Origin of the sequence: uncultured Jatrophihabitans sp. (genome assembly GCF_964244045.1) — a bacterium.
In the GTDB taxonomy this organism is placed as follows: domain Bacteria; phylum Actinomycetota; class Actinomycetes; order Mycobacteriales; family Jatrophihabitantaceae; genus Jatrophihabitans.
Genome location: NZ_CAXTHK010000005.1, coordinates 122,187 through 142,104, shown reverse-complemented (window position 1 = coordinate 142,104; position 19,918 = coordinate 122,187). Strand labels below are relative to the sequence as shown.

Genomic DNA, 19,918 nt, shown 5'->3' with positions numbered 1-19,918 from the left:
CGGGGTGCAGACCCTCTACCGCCACGGACGTGTCCACACCTCGGCCGGGAGCGATGACACCGCGATGCTGGTCGACGGGGGCGTATTGCAGTGGATCGGTGACGAGCAGCGAGCCGACCAGTCAGCCGGTCTCGCCGGCGTACGGGTAATCGACCTGGACGAGGCGCTGGTAACCGCGGCGTTTGTCGACGCGCACGTGCACGCGACGTCCACCGGCCTGGGATTGACCTCGCTCGACCTCACCGGGTGCCGATCGCTGGCCGAGGCCCTGCGCGCCGTCGAGATCGCGGCGCGCGCCGCCCGCGGCCGACCGCTGATCGGCGGGGGGTGGAGCGAGATCGACTGGCCCGAGGGTCGACCACCGACGTCGGCCGAGCTCGACCGTGCGTCGTACGGCGGCGTTGTCTATCTGGCCAGGGTGGACGTCCATTCGGCTGTCGTGTCGAGCGCCCTGCGCGCGGCGGTGCCGGGGCTTGCCGGTCCCGGTGTCGGCGCCGACGGGTGGATCCGCGAGCCGGCGCACGACCGCGTGCGCGAGGTGGCGCTGCAGACCGTGACCCGCGGCCAGCGCCGCAACGCACAGCAGGCCATGCTGCGCCGCGCCGCGTCGCTCGGGATCGTGGCGGTACACGAGATGGCCGGCCCGGTGATCTCGACCGAGGACGACCTGCTGGAACTGATCGACCTCGCCGCCGACCCCGCGCTGCCCGATGTCGTGCCCTATTGGGGCGAGCTCGGCGCGGTCGACAAGGCGCGCCAGCTCGGGGCCGTGGGCGCGGCGGGCGACCTGTTCTGCGACGGTTCGCTGGGCTCGGCCACTGCGGCTCTACGTGAGCCCTACCTCAGTCACCCCGGCGAGACGGGGCTGCTGCGCTTCGCCACCGAGGACATGGCGGCGCACGTCGAGAGCTGCGTGGCTGCCCGCCTGCAGACCGGCTTCCACGCCATCGGCGACGCCGCCGTCGATCAGGTGCTCGACGCCTTCGAGCTGGCCTCGACGCGGCTTGGCCGCACGGTCGGCACGGGGCAGCGCATCGAGCATGCCGAGTACGTCCGCGACCCGGCCCGCCTGGCCGCGTCGGGGCTCACCGCGTCCATGCAGCCCTGCTTCGACGCGCTGTGGGGCGGCACCGCCGGTATGTACGCGCAGCGGGTCGGTGCCGACCGCTCGCTGGCGCTGAACCGCGTGGGGGACCTGGCAGCAGCCGGCGTGCCCCTGGTGTTCGGCTCGGACTCGCCGGTGACCGAGCTCGGCCCGTGGGCGGCGGTGCGGGCCGCCGCGCACCACCACGACCCCGCCGCTTCCATCAGCGTGGCCGCGGCGTTCGAGGCGCACACCCGTGCTGGTTGGCGAGCCGGCGGTAGTACCGAGGACGGCGTCCTTGCGCCCGGCCGGCCCGCCACGTTCGCGGTATGGCGCACCGGGCTGATCGGCGGCGATACCGGCCTGCCTGCGTTGACACCCGATCGGCCGCTACCGGAGTGCCTGGCTACCGTGTTGCGCGGGTCGGTGCTGCACGACACCGGTCTGCTTGCCTAAGGCGGTGCGCCTCGACTCAGCTCCGCTCGGCGATACTGGACCGATGCGCTCCGCCTTGCCGATGCACGCCGCTCGTGCGCCCCGCTTCCCGGCGCGCTGGGCGGCGCTGGTCGCGGTCGGCGGCGGGGCGGCCGGGGTGCTTGCGTTCCCGCGTTTCGGGCTGTGGCCCTTCGCGTTCGTCAGCGTGGCCATGCTGTCGGTGGCCGTGGACGGTCGGCGCCTGCGCACCGGATTCTGGCTCGGCTACCTCTACGGCGCGGCGTTCCTGCTGCCGCTCGTGCACTGGACCGGCATCTACGTCGGCCCCGTCCCGTGGTTGATCCTCTGCCTGTTCTTCGCCTTGTTCTTCGCGGTCCTGGGCGCCGTGCTGACCGGTCTCGTGCGCCTGCCGCTGCGCCCGTTCTGGGTGGGCGCGGCGTGGGTGCTGCAGGAGTTCCTGCGTGACCGCATCCCGTTCGGTGGTTTCCCGTGGGGGCGCCTGGCGTTCAGCCAGGCCGAGTCCCCGCTGAGGTGGTTTGCCGCGCTCGGCGGGGCACCGCTGGTCACCTTCGCAGTGGCGGTGGCCGGCGCGGGTCTTGCCGAGGCCGGGCTGGCGCTCGCGCCGCTCGCCCACCGCACGGTGGTCGGTGGGGTGGCCGTCCTGGTCGCCGTGCCGGCCCTCGGCCTGCTGCTCGGCGTCCCGCTCGACCCCGGCCACGGCGGACGGCACGAGACGATCGCGCTCATCCAGGGCGGGCTGCCCGACACCGGCAGTCTTGACATCGAGACCCGCGCCGAGCAGGTGCTCGACAACCACGTCCGGCAGACGTTGAGACTTGCAGCTCGCGTCGATGCCGGGACCGTCGCGCGTCCCAGCCTGGTGCTGTGGCCCGAGAATGCCTCCGACGTCGACCCTTTCGAGAACCCCGACGCCTACGCCAAGATCGACAAGGCGGTGAAGGCGGTCGGTGCGCCCGTGCTCGTCGGCGCCATCCTGGACGGTCCCGGTGCGAACCACCGCCGCAACGTCGGCATCCTGTGGTCGCCGGCCACCGGACCCGGAGCGCAGTACGTCAAGCGGCACCCGGTGCCTTTCGCCGAGTACATTCCGCTGCGCGGCATCGCCGAGGCGGTCAGCTCAGATGCCAAGACCGTCACCCAGGACATGGTCGCGGGCACGGGCGACGGTCTGGTGCGCGGTGGCCCGATGCCGATCGGCGACGTCATCTGCTTCGAGGTCGCCTACGACGACCTCGTGCGCTCGTCGGTGTCGGCCGGCGCCCAGCTGCTCGTCGTGCAGACCAACAACGCCACGTTCGGGCACACGGCCGAGACCTACCAGCAGCTGGCCATGAGCCAGCTGCGGGCCGTCGAGTTCGGCCGCACCGTCGTCCAGGTGGCCACGACCGGCAAGTCCGCGGTCATCGGTCCGGACGGCGAGATCATCGACAGCTCGGGCCCGCTGTTCCGCTCGGCGATCCTGGTCGATTCGATGCAGGTGCGGACGGCCACTACGCTCGCCACCCGTGTCGGGGCGGTGCCGGAGTACGCGCTCAGCCTGGCGGTCATGGCCGGTCTGGCCCTCGCCTTCTGGCGATCTCGCCGCGACCGGATCGGGGAGTCAGTTCAGCCCGTCGATGCGCAGGAAGAGTTGATCACGTCATGAGCAGGGTGTTGGTCGTGGTCCCCACCTACGACGAGCGCGAGAACATCGAGCGCATCATCGCGCGCGTCACGGCCTCCGTACCGGGCGCGCACCTGCTGGTGGTCGACGACGGCAGTCCCGACGGCACCGGCAAGATCGCCGACGAGATGGCCGACGGTGATCCGCGCATCCACGTCCTGCACCGCACCGAGAAGGCCGGTCTCGGCGCGGCCTACATCGCCGGCTTCGACTGGGGCCTCGCGCAGGGCTACGACGTTCTCGTCGAGATGGATGCCGACGGTTCGCACGCACCGGAGCAGCTGCCCCGATTGTTGGCCGCCCTCGACGACGCCGATCTCGTGCTGGGCTCGCGCTACGTCACGGGCGGGGCCGTCGTGAACTGGCCCCGCTCGCGTGAGCTCATCTCGCGTGGCGGCAACCTCTACACCCAGCTCGCGCTCGGCCTGCGGTTGCGCGATGCAACCGGTGGGTACCGCGCGTTCCGTCGCACCGTGCTCGAGGGCATCGACTACGCTGGCGTCGCCTCGCAGGGTTACTGCTTCCAGGTCGACCTCGCCCGCCGCGCTGTCGAGGCGGGTTTTCGTGTCGTCGAGGTGCCGATCACCTTCGTCGAGCGCGAGCGTGGCGAATCGAAGATGAGCGGCGAGATCGTGCGCGAGGCTTTCCTGCGCGTCACCCAGTGGGGCGCCCGACATCGCGCGCAGCAGCTGCGCGCAACCGTTCGGCGCCGCTGATTCGCGCGGCGGTGCCTACGCCGCGACGGGGTGGTCGTGCTCGTCGTGGGGTTTGCCGTCGATGGCTTCCTCGATCTTGGCCAACGTCATGCCCTTGGTCTCGGGCACCTTGGCGATCACGTAGACGAGCGACAGTGCCGTGACGACGCCGTAGGCGACGAACGTCCCGGTGCGCCCGATCCAGGAGATGATCGACAGGTAGGACACCGCGACCGCCAGGTTGGCCAGCCAGTTGGCCATGGTCGCGATCGACGCGGCCTGGCCGCGGACCCGCAGCGGGAAGATCTCGGCGATGAGCAGCCAGACGATCGGGCCGAGGCTGATCGCGAACGAGCCGACGTAGAACGCGAGTGCGATGGTGGCGAAGACGGCGCCGCTGCCGCTGAGGCCGATGGCGAACGTGGCGGCCAGCGCCCCGATGCCGACAATCATGCCGACCATGCCCCAGATCAGCAGCGGGCGGCGCCCGACGCGATCGAGATAGCGCACGGCCAGGACGGTCATGAGCACGTTGGTGACGCCGACGATGACGAGCGCGAGCAGTGAGGCGGACGATCCGAGACCGGCCTCCTGCAGCACGGTGGGCGCGAAGTAGATGACGGTGTTGATGCCGGTGATCTGCTGGATGACCGCCAGCATGACCCCGAGAATCAGCGCCGGACGGAGCCGGCGGTCGAGCAGGTCGCCGATCGAGCTCTTGCTCTCCTCGCGTGCGACGTCCTTCACCGACGCGATCTCCTCGTCGATGGCGTCGTCATCATCACGGAGGCCGCGCAAGACCTCCCGGGCGTCGTCCTCGCGGCCCTGCCGGACCAGCCACGCAGGGCTCTCCGGCTCACGCACGATGCCGAGACCGAGAACTATCGCCGGCAGCAGCGCCAGGCCGACGCTCACCCGCCAGTCACCGTGCCCGGACAGCCCATAGGCGACGAGCTCGCTGACCAGGATGCCGATCGTCACCGAGAGTTGGTTGAGCGAGACGAGCGCGCCGCGCCGCTCGGGTGGCGCGATCTCGCCGATGTAGAGCGGCACGACGAACGAGGTCGACCCGACCCCGACGCCGATGACGAACCGGCTGATCCAGAAAACCCACAGCGCGGGGGCGAGCGAGGACAACAGCAGGCCGACGACGAAGACAATGCTGGTCAGCAGGATGGTGCGCCGGCGGCCGAGCTGGTCGGCGATACGGCCCGCGACGAGCGCACCCACCGCGGCCCCGGCGAGCAGGATGGCCACGACGAGGCCTTCGAGGAACGGCGAGTTGAGGTCGAAGTCGCTGGAGATGTTCGGCAGGACGCCACCGACGACGCCGGTGTCGTAGCCGAACAGGATGCCGCCGACCGCGGTGAGCGCCGCGGCCTTCGTAACAGCGTTGCGGTGCTGCTTCGCGAGCCCGGACCGGCTCGTCTGCTGCGTCCGTGCCATAGCCCGCTCCTGTGGGGGTGCTGTTGAAACCTCGACGAAACGTTTACCCAGGGCAACCCGATTCGGCACGCGGCGATGGGCGGAGTTGTCCGTTAGCGGTGGCAGAGTGGGGCACGTGGAACAGCCGGTAGTTCTTGCCGTCGACGGCAACTCGCTGGTGCACCGCAGCTTCCACGCGCAGGCGCAGACCGGGCAGCCGTCGTGGGCCGTGCGCGGGCTGCTGACCCAGTTGGTCGCCGCGGTCGAGCGGGTGCGGCCCGCGTTGGTCGTGGTGGGTTTCGACGATCCCGAACAATCCCTCCGCCGCGAGCGCTGGCCGTCCTACAAGGCAAACCGTGTCGACAAGCTCGAGACTCTCGTCGAGCAGCTGCTCGAGGCTGCGGCGGTGCTGCGCGAGATCGGCGTGGCCGTGGTCGTGCCCCCAGGCCTCGAGGCCGACGACGTCCTTGCGTCGGCGGCGGCGTTCGCGCCACGGCACGGCGCCCGGACAGTGATCGCGACGTCCGACCGCGACGCCTTCGCCCTCATCGACTGCCATACCCACGTGTTGCGCATTATCAACGGCGGCGTCGACGCCTCGCCGACAATGACCGCCGAGCGGCTAGTGATGCTGCTCGGCGTGCGTCCCGAGCAGTACCGCGACTTCGCCGCGCTGCGCGGTGACCCGTCCGACAACCTGCCCGGCGTGCGGGGGGTCGGACCCAAGCTGGCCGCGCGCCTGCTGGCCGAATTCGACTCGGCCCGCGCCGCCTTCGACGACCTCGACGCGGTTGCCGCCCGGCTCGGCGCCGCAGCGGCGCGGCGGCTGGCTGCTGAGGGCGCTCGCGCGGCGTGGGAACTGAACTGCCAGGTGATGACGATGCACGCCGATCTCGAGCTCGGCCTCGACCTGGGCCAAGGTGCCGGCGTGTTGCCGCTGGCCGCCGACCCGGTTGCCGCGGCGTTCCGCGCGCGCAACCTCACCTGGTCGGCTGGCAACGCCGTCCGGGTGTTGGCCGAGGTAGAGCCCACCGACGCCCCGTCGGTTGAGCATGCCGCCGAACGGCAATGGTGGCGCACGTCGAGCCCGCGACGGCTACCCCCACTCCCTACGCGGGCAGCGAAGCAGCGGGCGGCCGTCGGCCAGCTGTCGTTGTTCTGACAGACCCAACCCCTTCAAACCCGATACGCGACAAAGCCGCCCGGACCTACTGATCCGGACGGCTTCGGCAATGTCGTGCGTCAGGCGCTCTTCTGGCCCCTTCGGGCCCGCAGGACGTCGAGCCGCTCCGCGAGAACCTCTTCGAGGTCGGCGATGGTGCGGCGCTCCATGAGCATGTCCCAGTGGGTACGTGGCGCCTTGACCTTCTTGGCCTCGGGCTCGGGGCCATCGATCAGCTTGGCGACCGTTCCGTCGAGCCGGCAGTCCCACGTGCTGGGCAGCTCGGCCTCTTCGGAGAACGGAACGGAAAACTCGTGGCCGCGCTCGCATCGGTACGCGGCGACATTACGTGGGGCCGGCTCTGCCCCGTACTCGGTCTCGTAGCTGATGGCGCCGAGCCGACTGCCTCGCAAAGTGCGATCTGCCATGGTGGGCACCTCCTCGGACGAGCTGATTGAGCCCGCGGAATTGCCTGGGCTCTCTGTGGTGCACAACGAGTGTGCTCCCTTGAACGTTCCCATATGCTGCCGGTGGTAACGATGTCAAGCCCGCGTCGCTCAGAGTTCTGCCAGGGTGCGGGTCCCCGTCAGACGTCCAGACTCAGCTGCCCGCGCACGCTCGTGTCGCCCAAATCGCCGCGCCGATGATGCATGCGGCACAGCACCTGGTAATGCACCGTTGGCTTGTCGGCCGCGCCGCTGTCTGAGTCCTCTGGCGCCGTGTCGGCCACGACGACGGTGTCGCCCTCGCGTACCACGCGGCCGTCGACGACTCGGGCGTTGAGCCGGCCGGGCCGACCGCACCAGCACAACACCTCGACGTGCACGGGTGCGATCTCGTCGGCAAGCTCGACCAGCCGCTGGGCGCCGGGCAACAGGCGGGTACGGAAATCCGTCGCCAAGCCGAAGCAGTAGACGTCGACATGCCAGTCGTCGACCAGTTCGGCCAGCTGGTCGACGTGCCCAGCGGTGAGGAAGCCGGCCTCATCGACAATCAGGTAGTCGACGTGCTGCCCGGCCGACCACCGCTCGTGCACCAGACGGCGCAGGTCGGTGTCGTCCTCGACCTCGATGGCATCGCGGGCCAGCCCGACCCGGGTGGTGATGGTCGCGCCGCCGGAGCGGTCGTAGCGTACGAGGCGCAGACCGTGCCGGCCCTGCCGCGCCTGGTTATGGTCAATCTGCAGTGCCAGCGTGGACTTGCCGCAGTCCATCGGGCCGTAGAAGAACTTCAGCTGCGCAGGCATCGGCGTAGCCCGGCGATTGCCGGCCGCGGGAACGGACGACAGCGCCCCGACCGACACGTTGGTGCCGCGGGGCTCGACCACGCGGCGAGGCTACCGGGTTCGCGGGCCGGTCAGCTCCACTCGCCGCGCTCGCGCAGCACGTCGCGCAGCACATCGGCCCGGTCCGTCATCACGCCGTCGACGCCCAGGTCGAGCAGCCGCTCCATCTCGGCGCGCTCGTTGACCGTCCAGACGTGGACGCGCACGCCGAGCCGGCGGGCGGCGGCGAGATAGCCGGCGTCGACGAGTGGAACCGCCCCGATGCGCAGCGGCACCTGCGCGCAGCGACCACGCAGCCCGGCCGCCGCCGAACCCCGGGCCAGCCGCAGACCGAGCGCCTCGAAAGGCGGGAGGCCGGTGACGAGGTCCGGGCCGAGCAGCCGCCGCATCGTCCGAACCCGCCGTCCCGAGAACGCGCCGACACACACCCGGGGCAGCGCTGCTGTCACCCGAACCGCGTCGGCCGTTGGGCCCAGGCCGCTGTCGGCCTTGACGTCGAGATTGACGCACACGTCAGGCCAGGCGCCGAGGACGTCGGCGAGCAGCGGGATGGGTTCGCTGCCGCTGATTCGGGCCCGGCGGACCTGTGACCACGGCAGCCGGTCGATGCGCCCGCGGCTGTCGGTGACCCGGTCGAGCGTCGAGTCGTGGAACGCCAGGGCGACGCCGTCTGCGGTGACCCGGACGTCGGTCTCCAGGTAGCGGTAGCCGAGGTCGATGGCCGCCTGGAACGCAGCCATCGAATTCTCGCCGCCGTGCGGTGCGAACCCGCGGTGGGCGAAGGCGATGGGGGAGTCGGCGTCGAGGAACCGGGTCAGCGCAGCTCCACCTCGTCCGGGACCGGGACCTGTCGCTGCGCGCTCATGGTCCGGTGGGGAAGTTGCTAGGCAGGCCGCTGGGCAGGGTGGTTGGGAAGCCGCTCGGCAGGAGGCTCTGCAGTTCGCTCGGCACGCCGCTCGGCAGGATGCTCTGCAGATCACTCGGCACGCCGCTGGGCAGAAGGCTCTGCAGATCACTCGGTAAGCCGCTGGGCAGATTGCTGGGCAGGCCGCTCGGCAGGGTGGTCGGCAGGCTGTTGGTGAGGCAGACCTTCCAGTTGCCGCTCTCCTTGACGGTCGGCAGGTCTACCGACTCGGGCTTGCTGCGGCCCGTCGAGGTGGCCGTCACCCGCACCGTCGCCTTGTCGGCACTCTGCTGCGTGGTCTTTCCGATCGTGTAAGAGGTGACGCGCCCGCCGTCTGTCAGGGACAGCCCGGTGGTGGCCAGCGCCTGATCGGCACGGCACAACGCCTCGCGCGCACCGGAGACGTCGTTGTTCTTGGCCGCCTCGAGCAGGGCACGCGCCGCGGCACTGGGCGAGGACGCGTTGCCGCTGTCGTTGCCGCCGAGGACACCCGTCAGGAACAGCGCCAGCACGACGACGCCGGCCACCACAACCGCGCCCGCGGCGAGCAGGAGACCCTTGTTGCGGCCCGAGCGTCCGGGCTGCGTTTGCCCGTACGGGGGTTGCCCGTACGGGGGTTGCCCGTACGGGGGTTGCCCGTACGGGGGCTGGCCGTACGGGGGCTGGCCGTACGGGGGCTGGTCGTACTGGGGTTCGCCGTATTGGGGCTGCTGCGGTTGCCCGTACTGGGGCTGGCCGTATTGGGGCTGCTGCGGTTGCCCGTACTGGGGAGGCCCCGGTTGCGACCACTGGGGCTGACCCGGCTCGCCCGGCTGTCCCGGTTGCCCGGGCTGACCCCACTGCGGACCGCTCATGATCATCCCTCCGGCGTGCACGCGCCGCGCCCCGAAGCGGGAACCGGCCGGCTTCATGGTTCGGCGCGCCACGGGGGCGCGTCAAGGCGAAACGATCTGCATCGCCTTACAGGAAGATGTCGATCTCGAGATCGTCCTCGGTCCCGTCGCCGTAGCGGTAGCCGGACAGGTCGGTGATGCCGGCCTCGGCCAGCACCTCGTCGTCGATGAAGGTGTTGCCGGTGCAGTCGCGCGACGAACGCGTCAGCACGGCGTACGCCGCGTCGGCCACGATCTCCGGGCGGCGGGCCTTCGCAAGCTGCGCGTCACCGCCGAGCAAGTTCTGCACGGCGGCGGTCGCAATGAGGGTGCGCGGCCACAGGCAGTTGGCGGCGATGCCCTCCTCCCGGCGGCCCTCGGCGACACCTAGCGTCAGCATCGTCATTGCGTACTTGCTGATCGTGTACGGCGCGTGGCGGGCCAGCCACTTGCGGTCGAGGTTCAGCGGCGGCGACATCGTGAGCACGTGCGCATTGTCGGACTTCGCCAGGTGCGGCAGGGCGGCGCTCGTCAGCAGGAAGGTGCCGCGCGCGTTGATGTCGAGCATGAGGTCGTAGCGCTTCGGCGGCAGCTCGCCGATGGTGCTGAGGTTGATGGCCGAGGCGTTGTTGACGACGATGTCGATGCCGCCGAAGCGCTCGACGGTCTGTGCCACGGCGCCTGCTACCGACGTGTCGTCTCGTACGTCGCCCACGATCGGCAACGCGTTACCACCGGCCGCGGTGATCTCCGCGGCGGCACTGTGGATGGTGCCGGGCAGCCGCGGGTCGGGGGTGTCGGTCTTGGCCAGCAACGCGATGTTTGCGCCGTCGCGGGCAGCGCGCACCGCGATGGCCAGGCCGATGCCGCGGCTGCCGCCGGACATCAAGATGGTGCGGCCGGCGAGGGACGGGGACGAGGTCACGGTGGCTGCCTTCCGATAGGGATGCTTGTCATCGTCACACGGCCCGTCAGAGCCGGTGCAGGATCACCGGCAGGCCGTCTCTGGGGCGGGGCAGGGACGACCAGTCGAGCGGCATCTCGTAACCGTCCGGCACCGAGAGGCGGTACCTGCGCAGCAACTGATGCATCGTCGCCTTGATCTCCATGCCGCCGAAGTACATGCCGATGCACTTGTGCACCCCGTTGCCGAACGGCATGAACGCATGCCGGTGCACCTTGTCCTCGCGCCGGTCGTCGGCGAACCGGCCCGGGTCGAAGCGCTCGGGGTCGGGCCACCATTCCTCGAAGTGGTGCACGCCCCAGAGGTTGGCGGCGACGAAGGTGCCGGCCGGCACGTGGTAGCCGAGCAATTCGGTGTCGGCCGAGGCCCTGCGGATGACCCCCGGCACCGGCACGACAAGACGCAGGGCCTCCTTCATGACCAGGTCCAGGGCGACGAGCTTGTCGAGGTCGTCGTAGGCCACGGTGTCGGTGCCCAGCGCGAGCGACTCGTCGCGACAGCGGTCCTGCCACTCCGGATTCGTGGCCAGGTAGTAGGCCATCGAGGTCAGGGTGATCGTCGACGTGTCGTGCGCAGCCATCAGCAGGAAGATCATGTGATTGACGATGTCGGCGTCGGTGAAGCTCTCGTCCTCGACCTGCGCGTGACACAGCGCCCCGAACAGGTCGGTGCCGTCACCAGCTCGCTTTGCTGCGATGCGCGGCGTCAGGTACTGCTCGAGCGTCGTGCGTCCATGTAGGCCGCGCGACCACCGCAGGCCTGGCACCGGGAAGCGCACGAAGGCGTTCGCTGCTCGGACGGCGTCGACGAATGCGGTGTTCAGCCGGTCGGCATCCACACCGGTCTTGGCGCCCATGAAGGTGTTGGTCGCAACGTCCAGGGTCAGCTGTTTGATGCTCGGGTAGAAGGCGAGCATGCCGGCCTCGGGCCAGCCGGCCAGGCTTTCGGTGATGGTGCGGTTCATGGGCTCGAGGTAGCCGGCCAGCCGCCGCGCAGTGAACGCCTCCTGCATGATGCGCCGGTGCGAGTGATGCTCGGCGCCGTCGAGCAGCATGAGCCCGCGCCGGAAGAACGGGCCGATGAGGAAGCCCCAGCCCGGACCGCTGTCGAACACGCGGTTGCGATTGGTCAGCACCTCGCCGACGGCGTCCGGGCCGAGGGCCGACACCCAGTTCTTGCCGAGCGCCCGCATCGACGACACCGGCCCGTGCTTGTCGAAGCGGGCTCGGCTCGTGGTGAGACGGCCGCTGACGAAGTCCCACGACTGGTGGATGAGCGGCAGCCCGGCGTCGCCGGGCAGCTCACGCAGATCGGTGCGGGCGGGTCGGGTTGTCGTCATGCTCAGCTCCCCTGCCGGGCCAGGGGTCCGACCCTAGTGTGATGACGAGCTGGCACGAGGAAGGCCTGGCGGTATCAGCGTGCGTTCGGTCTGTGTGCGCGCGCCAAGCGCCGGCCACGACCATCGCTCAGGTGCGCGTGACCATCGACGCCGGGTACGGCGTGGTGGCCGGTGACCCCCACAAGGCAACTGCCATGCTGGTTAACGCCTTCCCCGACCTCGTCATCGACACCATCTCGGTGCTGAACTCGCTCGGACTGGCCGAGCGCCGCCGGGCCCGGGCCACCGTCGTCGACGAACTCACCGCATCGTGGCTCGGGGCGCTGGGGCAGGTCGCCGCCGGAACTGGCTGAGCAGCTCGGGCGTGACTGCGTCGGCCAAGGCGATTGCCACCGGCGTCTCGACGTCGAGCACCCGGTAACCCTGTCGGCCGGCGGCGGTGGTGGCCGTCAAGGTGCTCAGACCCGCACGGCGCTGGAACAGCGAGGCGTGCAGCGTCCAGCCGATCACCGCGTGGTCGGCCAGCACGACTCGGCGCCGGATGAGTGAGCCGGAGCGGGTGACGAGAGCGCCGTCGACGTGCGCGTGCCCAAGCGCGGCGGCCCGGTCGGCCGCAAGCGGAACGCTGGTCGCGAGAAGAACCACCGCGACCGGCACCGGCCACAACGAGCCGCCGGTCTGCCAGCCCACGCCGGCTGCGGTGACGAGCACGGCGCCGCCGGACAGCGCACGCACATAGCGCCGTCGCCGTGCCCTGAGCCCGTGCGACACGAGGTCGACGGTGAGCGCCGTCGCCCCGTTCAGGACACGTGCGGCGGCCGCGCGGGCCCGGTCCACCGGCGCCGGTGGCAGCAGCACCTCGCCGCCCTTCTCGGCGCCACGCCCGACCCGGAGCCCGGTGGCGATGCTGAGGGTGCGAGCGCCGCCCACCGCTCTGAGCAGCAGCGGCCGCGACAGTTCGATGCCCACCAGTCGACGTCGTTCGATGGTGGTGGCCCGGGTGGTGAGCAACCCGCGGGTGACCTGCACGGCGCCCCCGTCGTGCCGGACGAGCCGGAAGTTCCAGAACGCCAGTACGTAGCCGATCACGGACGTCACGGTGACGAACACCAGGATCGCGGCCCCGACGACGACCACCGCCAGCGCGGTAGGCGCCGCGTCGAGACCGTGCCCGACGGCTCGCAGCGGACCCGAGTGCAGCAGATCGACCCCGGACTCGCCCTCCACGCGCCAGGCAAAGCCCCACACGAGCAGGCCGGTGACCACGCCGGACAGCGTGAACGGCGCCAGCGCGATCCAGCTGCGTTCGAGCCGGGCGAGTTCGTCAGCCGGTTCCGATCCTTGATTGGTCATGGCGACCGGCGTGCGGTGCAGCAGCTCGCGTCGCAGGGACTCAGCGCCCACAGCGGTCAGACCGTCGAGGACGATCCGGGACTCGTTCTTGCGATCGGACGTGCCGGTACCGACGACCACCCGCGACAGGCCCAGCACGCGATGCAGCAAGTGCGCGGTGACGTCGACGGTGCGGATGCGGTCTCGGCGGGTGGCCACGGTGCGTCGTCGCAGCAGGCCGTGTCGCAGCTGCACCTGCTCATCGGTGATTCGCAGTCGCGTCGTGAACCAGCGGGTGATCGACACGGCCACCACTGCAACGGCAACCGCGAGGCTGGTGAGCAGGCCATGACCGCCGGCGTGCCCCGCGAAGAAGACACCGACCAGCGCGGGCAGGGCGCGGCCGAGCTCGATGATCGGATGGATCGCCAGCATCCGCGGGCTCAGCCGGTGCCACGTCGGCGCGGACGTCGGCTGGACGCTCATGTCCCGTCCCCGGTGCTGGCCTGCGCGCGTTCGGTGAGCCATTGCACGACGTGCTCGGCCACCGCGCTGTCCAATGCGTGGATGCTGATCGGGCCCTTTGCCGACGCGGTAGTCACCGTCACGTCGGCCAGCCCGAACAGCTGCTCGAAGGGTCCGCGACGCGTGTCGACGGTTTGCACCCGGGCCAGGGGAGCGATGCGCCGTTGCTGGGTGAGCCAGCCGGTCTGGGTGTAGACGGCGGTGTCGGTGATCTCCCAGCGGTGCACCCGGAAGCGCCACTGCGGCATGACGACGAGGCGGGTCAGCGCGAGCGCGGCCGTGACCACGACGAGCGGGACCACTACCGCGGGGCGGGCGTCGGTGGCGAGCAGCACCGTCGTCTCGAGCACCGCGATGGCGAGCCAGGCCGGCAACGCCCGCACCGTCCAGTAGAGGCGGGCCCGCTCGCTCACCAGGTGCGCAGGTTCGCGCAGCGCGATGACGGACACCCGCTCATGGTGTCACCGGCGTTGCCCCACGCCATGATCACCCGTGTCAGACTGCGGTCGTGCCTGTTGATCGCAACGTGCTCGGTACCGAGCTCGACGAGTGCGGCACCGAACCGCTCACCGGATTCTTCCGCGACGGCTGCTGCACGAGCGGACCGCAGGACGTCGGCAACCACACGGTGTGCGCGGTGGTGACGGCCGAGTTCCTGGCCCATCAGCAGCGCGTCGGCAACGACCTGTCGACGCCGCGACCGGAGTTCCGCTTCCCCGGATTGGAGCCCGGCGACCGCTGGTGTGTGGTGGCACTGCGCTGGCTGCAGGCGCACGAGGACGGGGTCGCACCGCCGGTGGTGCTGTCGGCCACCAATGAGCGTGCGCTCCAAGTCATCCCGCTCGAGGTGCTGCAGACGTACGGCGTCGACGTGCCCACTGATCCCAGCGCCTTGTCCTGACCTGCTCACGCAAATTTAACGTATGGTTACCGTAGGACGGTTCCGCACCCCCCGGATGGCGGGCCGTCCGCGGACTGACCCGTGCCGCGCGTGCGGGCCGAGAACCGCGCACGTGATCTCACCCGCCGCGTCGAGGCACCTGACGATGCCGCGGTGACGACGACACACCGAGCTGCGGGAGCTCGGGAGTACTGCCCCGTAGCTCTACGGCGTAGCCCGACGACGACTGCGAGTCGTGTCATGTCTCCTCGCCCCTCCCTAGCGACGACAACCCGACGCCGGGTCGGTGCCGCCGCGCTCGTTCTCGGCATGGCCGCAGCTGTGGTCCTGAATGCGGCCGGGCCGGCTGAGGCGACGGACCGTGTCGACCTGACCACCGCCGCGAGCTTTGCCGTGCTGGCCGGTACCTCGGTCACCAACGACGCGGTGGACAGCACCAGCACGACCACCATCTCCGGAGACGTCGGCGTGAGCCCCGGTTCGTCCGTCACCGGTTTGACTCCGGGCATGGTCAGCAGCGGATCCATCCACAGCAACGACGCGGCGGCGATCGCGGCTCAGAACGGGCTGAGTGACGCGTACGCCGCCGCGGCGCCGTCGACACCCCCGGCCGGGGCGGAGACCCTCGGCGGGCGAACGATCTACGCCGGGGACTTCGGTGGCACGACGCTGGCACTCACCGGCACAGTCACGCTCGATGCGCAGGGCGACCCCAATGCGGTGTTCGTGCTGCAGGCGACGACCAGCTTGGACATCGCCGCCGCCGGTGTTGTCGTGCTCGCAGGCGGGGCTCAGGCCTGCCACGTCTACTGGCAGGTCGGCAGCTCAGCCACGCTGGGTGCAGGCGCCACGCTCGCCGGCAGCTTCCTCGCCGACTCCACGATCACCGTGGGCGCCGGCACCACGATCGACGGGCGCCTGCTCGCGAAGTCGGGAGCTGTCACGCTCATCGACGACACGGTGACCCGGCCGATCTGCGCGCCGCCTACCGAGACGAGCACCGCCACGACGTCGACCGGTCCATCGACCGACGCGAGTACGGCCTCGACGGGCTCCACCAGCACGACTTCGACAAGTACGGGTTCGACTACCAGCAGTTCTACCAGCACCGGTTCGGCCAGCACGGGTTCGACTGACAGCGGCTCGACCACCAGCGGCTCGACCACCAGCGGCTCCACCAGCACCGGCTCGGCCAGCACGGGTACGACCGACGCGGCGCCAGTCGTCGCCACGATCGGCCCCGCCAGCGGCCCGTCGTCCGGTGGCACGACCGTGACGTTGCACGGTTCCGGCTTCGTGGCCGGCGCAACGACGGTGACAGTCGGGGGTGTGCCGGTGCCGGCCGGCGACGTGCAGGTGCTCAGCCCGACGCGGCTCACGTTCGTAACTCCAGCCCACGCGGTCGGCGCGGTGTCGGTGGTCGTCACCACGCCCCGCGGGTCCAGCGGCACAGGCTTGACCTTCAGGTACGCCGGCGAGACCTCACTGGCGACGACGGGCCCGCCGGACACGCTGGTGGTCGGTGGCACGGCATTGGCCCTGCTCGCGGCCGGCGGCCTCATCCTGGGCCTCGCCCGCCGCCCCCTAACCGCCGGACGACACCGCTAGTCGCACGGTGCCGGCTCGGCCGGTTGCCTCACCAGCCGCGGGTACGCCACTCGGCCAGGTGCGGGCGCTCGGCTCCGAGCGTCGAATCGTCGCCGTGGCCGGGGTAGAACCAGGTCTCGTCGGGCAGCACGTCGAAGACGCGGGCCTCGACGTCGTCGACGAGCTGCGTGAAGTCCTCGGATGAGCGGGTCTTGCCCACGCCGCCGGGGAACAGCGAGTCGCCGGTGAACAGGTGCGGCACGCCCTCGGGGTCGCGGTACAGGACGGCCACCGAGCCGGGGGTGTGCCCGCGCAGCGCGATGATCTCCAACGACAGATCGCCCAGCGTGACGTGGTCACCGTGGGCAAGCCGTTCGTCGACGGCGACCGGCAGCTCGTCGGCATCCTCGGCCCCGGCGTAGACGGCCGCACCAGCCGCATCGACCGTCTCGGCCAGCGCCTGCCAATGGTCAGGGTGCCGGTGCGTGGTCAGGATCGCCGAGACCGGCGGCCCCTCGAACTCGACAAGCTCGCGCAGCCGCGGCGCCTCGTTGGCGGCGTCGATCAACATCGCCTCGTCGGTCTGCGTGCACCGCAGCAGGTACGCATTGTTGGACATCGGCCCGACGGCCAGCTTGGCGATGGTCAGCCCGGGCAACCGCCGCACGTCCATCTCGCCGCCGACGGTGACGGCTCCGGTGTACTCGCTCATGGGTCGAAACTATCGGTCGCGCGGCGGGGGTGGGCGAGCGGGCGCTCAGTCGAAGATCGGCGTGAACTCCTGGGTGGGCGGGCCCTGCGAGAAATCGACGCGGGTGTCGGGGAGGTCCTGCAGCACAGTGCCGACATAGGACGCGACGGCAGCGGACCGGCCCACGTCGTAACCCTGCGCCTCGGACTGCAGCCAGCGGTGCTCGTTGATCTCGTGGTAGAGCTCGGCGTCGGGCAATTTCACCCGCAGTTCCGGCGGTACGAGGCTGAGCGTGCCGTAGAACTTCTCGTTCATCCACCGGCGTGCGGCGGCAGCGTCGTCGACGGTGATGCCGGTGCCGGACTCCCATTTGGCCTTGAAGCGGGCGAGGTCGCTGAGCAGGGCACGGGCCTGGTTCTCCTGAACCCGCAGGCCGGTCAGGGCAAACAACCGGCGTTGGTGGTGGCCGGGCTCCACGACCTGCGGGTCGAAACGCAGCCGCAGGCCCTCTGGTTCGGTCCTCACCGACAGCTCGCCGATGTCGAAGCCCAGCTTGTTCAATCGCCGCAGCTGGGCGTTGATGCGGTAGTTCTCGCCGGGCGGTACCAGGACGTCATGGGTCAGCTCGTCCCACAGACCGTCGTAGCGTTCGGACAGCGTCTGGGCCTGGGCGATGACGTCGACGTTCGGGTCGAGCAGGCCGGCGGCCTGCAGGTCGAACATCTCACCGGCGATGTTCTCCGTCGCGATGTCGAGGTCGTGGCGGCGCTGCCCGGGTGACAGCTTGTCGTGCAGCTCGCCGGTCTCGGCGTCGACCAAGTAGGCGGCCAGCGCACCGGCGTCGCGGCGGAACAGCGTGTTCGACAGCGAGCAGTCACCCCAGTAGAAGCCGGCCAGGTGCAGTTGGACGAACAGAGCGGCCAGCGCGTCGAGCAGCCGGTTGCGCAGCTCGGGCAGGCCGCGTCCCGTGAACAGCGAACGGTAGGGCTGCGAGAACTGCAGGTGGCGGGTGAAGAGCAACCCACCGAGGGTCTCGCCGTCGTCGGCAACGCGCTCGACGACCGTTCCGAACGCCTCGACCACCGGCACCGACCGCTCGGCGATGGCCCGCAGGAGGTGGTGCTCGCGAAGCACGTAGCGGTCGGTCGCCTCCTTGACGGCGAACACCTCGCCGGTGAGTTCGACGAAACGCACGACGTGCCGGGACATCCCGCGCGGCACGTCGACCAGGATCTCGTCCGGCCACTCGAGCAAGGGCAGCGTCAGGGGCAGTTCGAGGACGGCGGTGTTCGACCCGAGCGCGGTCAGGCGGAAGCTGCCCACGAGACCAGTCTAGGAGGACGGAGCTAAGGAAGTTTCAACGCGAGCAACGCATTTTCGACGACCTCGGTGAGGGCGGGGTGGATCCAATACTGCCCGCGCGCCATCTCCTGCACGCCTAGCCCGAAGCTCATGGCCTGGATCAGCGGCTGGATCAACGTCGAGGCCTGCTCGCCCATCAGGTGTGCGCCGATCAACTGGCCCGTTGCGGGGTCGGCGAGCAATTTGCACACGCTCGTGGTGTCGACCATTGCCCAGCCGTAGGCGGTGCTGCCGTACTCCTGGGTCACGCTGACGTAGGGCCGGTTGTACATCTTGGCGGCGTCCTCGGTGATGCCGACAGAGGCCAGCTGCGGGTGGGTGAACACCGCCGACGGGACGAACCGGTGATCGGACTCGACCAGATCGTCGGGGTGGGCCAGGTTGTGGGCCACCACGCGGGCCTCGTGGTTGGCGACGTGCTTGAGCTGGTGGGTGGAGCTGACGTCGCCCAGCGCCCAGATGTTCTCGGCGGTGGTCCGCTGGTAGGAGTCGACCTTCACCCGGCCGTCGGCGCGCAGCTCGACGCCCGCGTACTTCGCGGCGAGCCGGTCCCCGTTGGGGATGCGGCCCGTGGCGACGAGCAGGACGTCGGCCTCGACGCTGCCATCGTCGGCGAGCTCGACGCGGACGCCACTTCCCGAGTGCGAGAACCCGACCGGGTGCGTCCCAACCCGCAGATGCCACTTCTCGCGGACGAGGTCGGTGAACCGGTCGGCGATCTCATGGTCCTGGTCGTGCAGCAATCCCGACCTTGCGAGAACGGTGGTGTGCGTGCCGAACGCTGAAAAGATGTGCGCGAACTCGGCCGCGATGTAGCCGCCGCCGACGATGACGATCGACTCGGGCAGCTCGGGCAGCCGCATGATCGTGTCGGACGTATGGAACGGCACACCCGACTCGATGACCATCTCGGGCACCATCGCTCGCGACCCGGCGGCGATCACCACGTGATCGGCCGTCAGGGTCTCCCCGGTGCCGAGCTGAAGGGTGCGGGGCTCACCGGAGTCACTGAACTCGGCGTGGGTCTCGTAGAGCGTGACGTTCGGCGAGCCCGTGCGCCGGTACTCCCGCCCGCCGGCTGAGATCGCGTCGATGCGCCCGAAGATTCGGTCACGGATCGCCGGCCAGTCCACGGACACCACGCCGGGGGACAGGCCGAGGCGTTCGGGGTGGGCGGCGTTCTCGGCGAGGTCGGCGGGATAGACGTACATCTTGGTCGGGATGCAGCCCACATTCAGGCAGGTGCCGCCGAACCAGGACGTGTTCTCCTCGACCAGGGCGATGTCCCAGTCGTCGAGTTCCGGTGTGACCAGGGAGTTCCCGGAGCCCGAGCCGATGATGACGAGATCGTGGTGCGGCATCCGCCGAATCTACGTGAACCTACTGCTCACCGACGGGCCACGGCTTCGACCATCAGATCCCCGAACAGCACCACGAACTCGGCGCTGCGGAGCCCGCGGGTGGCGAGCCACGCGCAGACCTTGCGGCAGTCCCGCTCGAGGTACGCCGGTCCCCTGCGGGTTGGCCACCAGATCGACGATCTGCAGACCTCGGTGTCCAGGGCGTTGCGGTCGGTGACCACGCAGCCGGGTACGGGATCCGGGCCGGGCTGAGCGACGGCGTAGGACGAGTCACCCTGGGGCGCGTCCTGTGCGCAACGCAACCGATTTT

At 70.2% G+C, this 19,918-nt stretch carries 20 protein-coding genes; 7 read left to right on the top strand and 13 right to left on the bottom strand.

The annotated features are described in order from the left end of the window. Positions 1-64 precede the first annotated feature (64 nt). Genes ACFFC4_RS06320 through ACFFC4_RS06310 form a run of 3 tightly spaced genes read left to right on the top strand, consistent with a single transcriptional unit; the run spans position 65 to position 3,919 of the window. A complete protein-coding gene (locus ACFFC4_RS06320; RefSeq protein ID WP_375499032.1) occupies positions 65-1,540 on the top strand; it encodes an amidohydrolase in 1,476 nt (491 codons plus the stop codon). Positions 1,541-1,583: 43 nt separating this feature from the next. Continuing rightward, the gene (lnt, locus tag ACFFC4_RS06315; RefSeq protein WP_375498874.1) at positions 1,584-3,185 is read left to right on the top strand and encodes an apolipoprotein N-acyltransferase; all 1,602 of its coding nucleotides are present in this window, start codon (positions 1,584-1,586) and stop codon (positions 3,183-3,185) included. Next, on the top strand, positions 3,182-3,919 hold the full coding sequence (locus tag ACFFC4_RS06310; RefSeq protein ID WP_375498872.1) for a polyprenol monophosphomannose synthase: 738 nt from the start codon (positions 3,182-3,184) through the stop codon (positions 3,917-3,919). The genes lnt and ACFFC4_RS06310 overlap by 4 nt, the downstream gene beginning before the upstream one ends. Positions 3,920-3,934: 15 nt before the next feature. Here the strand turns inward: ACFFC4_RS06310 and ACFFC4_RS06305 are convergent, their stop codons facing one another. Next, positions 3,935-5,344 carry a sugar porter family MFS transporter gene (locus tag ACFFC4_RS06305; protein WP_375498870.1) on the bottom strand — a complete coding sequence of 470 codons (1,410 nt, stop codon included), beginning with the start codon at positions 5,342-5,344 and terminating at the stop codon, positions 3,935-3,937. A gap of 115 nt (positions 5,345-5,459) precedes the next feature. Here ACFFC4_RS06305 and ACFFC4_RS06300 point away from each other — a divergent pair, with 115 nt between their 5' ends. Beyond that, positions 5,460-6,485 carry a 5'-3' exonuclease H3TH domain-containing protein gene (locus tag ACFFC4_RS06300; protein WP_375498868.1) on the top strand — a complete coding sequence of 342 codons (1,026 nt, stop codon included), beginning with the start codon at positions 5,460-5,462 and terminating at the stop codon, positions 6,483-6,485. A gap of 80 nt (positions 6,486-6,565) precedes the next feature. Here ACFFC4_RS06300 and ACFFC4_RS06295 read toward each other — a convergent pair whose 3' ends face one another. The 6 genes from ACFFC4_RS06295 to ACFFC4_RS06270 form a co-directional block, all read right to left on the bottom strand. Beyond that, a complete protein-coding gene (locus ACFFC4_RS06295; protein ID WP_375498866.1) occupies positions 6,566-6,913 on the bottom strand; it encodes an RNA polymerase-binding protein RbpA in 348 nt (115 codons plus the stop codon). Between the two features lie 158 nt (positions 6,914-7,071). Continuing rightward, positions 7,072-7,812: a thymidine kinase gene (locus ACFFC4_RS06290; protein ID WP_375498864.1), complete on the bottom strand. Its 741-nt coding sequence runs from the start codon at positions 7,810-7,812 to the stop codon at positions 7,072-7,074. A 29-nt stretch (positions 7,813-7,841) separates the two neighbouring features. Next, the gene (locus tag ACFFC4_RS06285) at positions 7,842-8,588 is read right to left on the bottom strand and encodes a glycerophosphodiester phosphodiesterase family protein (protein ID WP_375499030.1); all 747 of its coding nucleotides are present in this window, start codon (positions 8,586-8,588) and stop codon (positions 7,842-7,844) included. A gap of 43 nt (positions 8,589-8,631) precedes the next feature. Beyond that, on the bottom strand, positions 8,632-9,528 hold the full coding sequence (locus ACFFC4_RS06280) for a hypothetical protein (protein WP_375498862.1): 897 nt from the start codon (positions 9,526-9,528) through the stop codon (positions 8,632-8,634). A gap of 106 nt (positions 9,529-9,634) precedes the next feature. After that, a complete protein-coding gene (locus ACFFC4_RS06275; RefSeq protein WP_375498860.1) occupies positions 9,635-10,471 on the bottom strand; it encodes an SDR family oxidoreductase in 837 nt (278 codons plus the stop codon). Between the two features lie 46 nt (positions 10,472-10,517). Next, positions 10,518-11,849, bottom strand: a complete 1,332-nt coding sequence (locus ACFFC4_RS06270; RefSeq protein WP_375498858.1) for a cytochrome P450 — start codon at positions 11,847-11,849, stop codon at positions 10,518-10,520. Positions 11,850-11,980: 131 nt separating this feature from the next. Here ACFFC4_RS06270 and ACFFC4_RS06265 point away from each other — a divergent pair, with 131 nt between their 5' ends. Further along, on the top strand, positions 11,981-12,202 hold the full coding sequence (locus tag ACFFC4_RS06265) for a hypothetical protein (RefSeq protein ID WP_375498856.1): 222 nt from the start codon (positions 11,981-11,983) through the stop codon (positions 12,200-12,202). Here the strand turns inward: ACFFC4_RS06265 and ACFFC4_RS06260 are convergent. Together ACFFC4_RS06260 and ACFFC4_RS06255 are read right to left on the bottom strand one after the other, a co-directional pair. Next, positions 12,150-13,667 carry a PH domain-containing protein gene (locus ACFFC4_RS06260; protein WP_375498854.1) on the bottom strand — a complete coding sequence of 506 codons (1,518 nt, stop codon included), beginning with the start codon at positions 13,665-13,667 and terminating at the stop codon, positions 12,150-12,152. The two genes, ACFFC4_RS06265 and ACFFC4_RS06260, sit on opposite strands and share 53 nt — an antisense overlap. Continuing rightward, positions 13,664-14,155: a PH domain-containing protein gene (locus ACFFC4_RS06255; RefSeq protein ID WP_375498852.1), complete on the bottom strand. Its 492-nt coding sequence runs from the start codon at positions 14,153-14,155 to the stop codon at positions 13,664-13,666. The genes ACFFC4_RS06260 and ACFFC4_RS06255 overlap by 4 nt, the downstream gene beginning before the upstream one ends. Before the next feature lie 59 nt (positions 14,156-14,214). Between ACFFC4_RS06255 and ACFFC4_RS06250 the strand changes: the two genes are divergently transcribed. After that, entirely contained in the window at positions 14,215-14,607 is a 393-nt protein-coding gene (locus tag ACFFC4_RS06250; RefSeq protein ID WP_375498850.1) for a DUF2237 family protein, read from the top strand. Positions 14,608-14,916: 309 nt separating this feature from the next. Beyond that, positions 14,917-16,215 carry an ice-binding family protein gene (locus ACFFC4_RS06245; RefSeq protein ID WP_375498848.1) on the top strand — a complete coding sequence of 433 codons (1,299 nt, stop codon included), beginning with the start codon at positions 14,917-14,919 and terminating at the stop codon, positions 16,213-16,215. Between the two features lie 28 nt (positions 16,216-16,243). Here ACFFC4_RS06245 and ACFFC4_RS06240 read toward each other — a convergent pair whose 3' ends face one another. The 4 genes from ACFFC4_RS06240 to ACFFC4_RS06225 are packed head-to-tail and all read right to left on the bottom strand — an operon-like array spanning position 16,244 to position 19,910. After that, complete coding sequence (locus tag ACFFC4_RS06240) at positions 16,244-16,906, bottom strand: MBL fold metallo-hydrolase (protein WP_375498846.1); 663 nt, start codon at positions 16,904-16,906, stop codon at positions 16,244-16,246. Between the two features lie 45 nt (positions 16,907-16,951). Beyond that, on the bottom strand, positions 16,952-18,208 hold the full coding sequence (locus ACFFC4_RS06235; RefSeq protein ID WP_375498844.1) for a DUF4032 domain-containing protein: 1,257 nt from the start codon (positions 18,206-18,208) through the stop codon (positions 16,952-16,954). A 23-nt stretch (positions 18,209-18,231) separates the two neighbouring features. Further along, entirely contained in the window at positions 18,232-19,608 is a 1,377-nt protein-coding gene (locus tag ACFFC4_RS06230) for a mycothione reductase (RefSeq protein ID WP_375498842.1), read from the bottom strand. 26 nt (positions 19,609-19,634) lie between these two features. Continuing rightward, the gene (locus tag ACFFC4_RS06225; protein WP_375498840.1) at positions 19,635-19,910 is read right to left on the bottom strand and encodes a hypothetical protein; all 276 of its coding nucleotides are present in this window, start codon (positions 19,908-19,910) and stop codon (positions 19,635-19,637) included. Between the last annotated feature and the right edge of the window lie 8 nt (positions 19,911-19,918).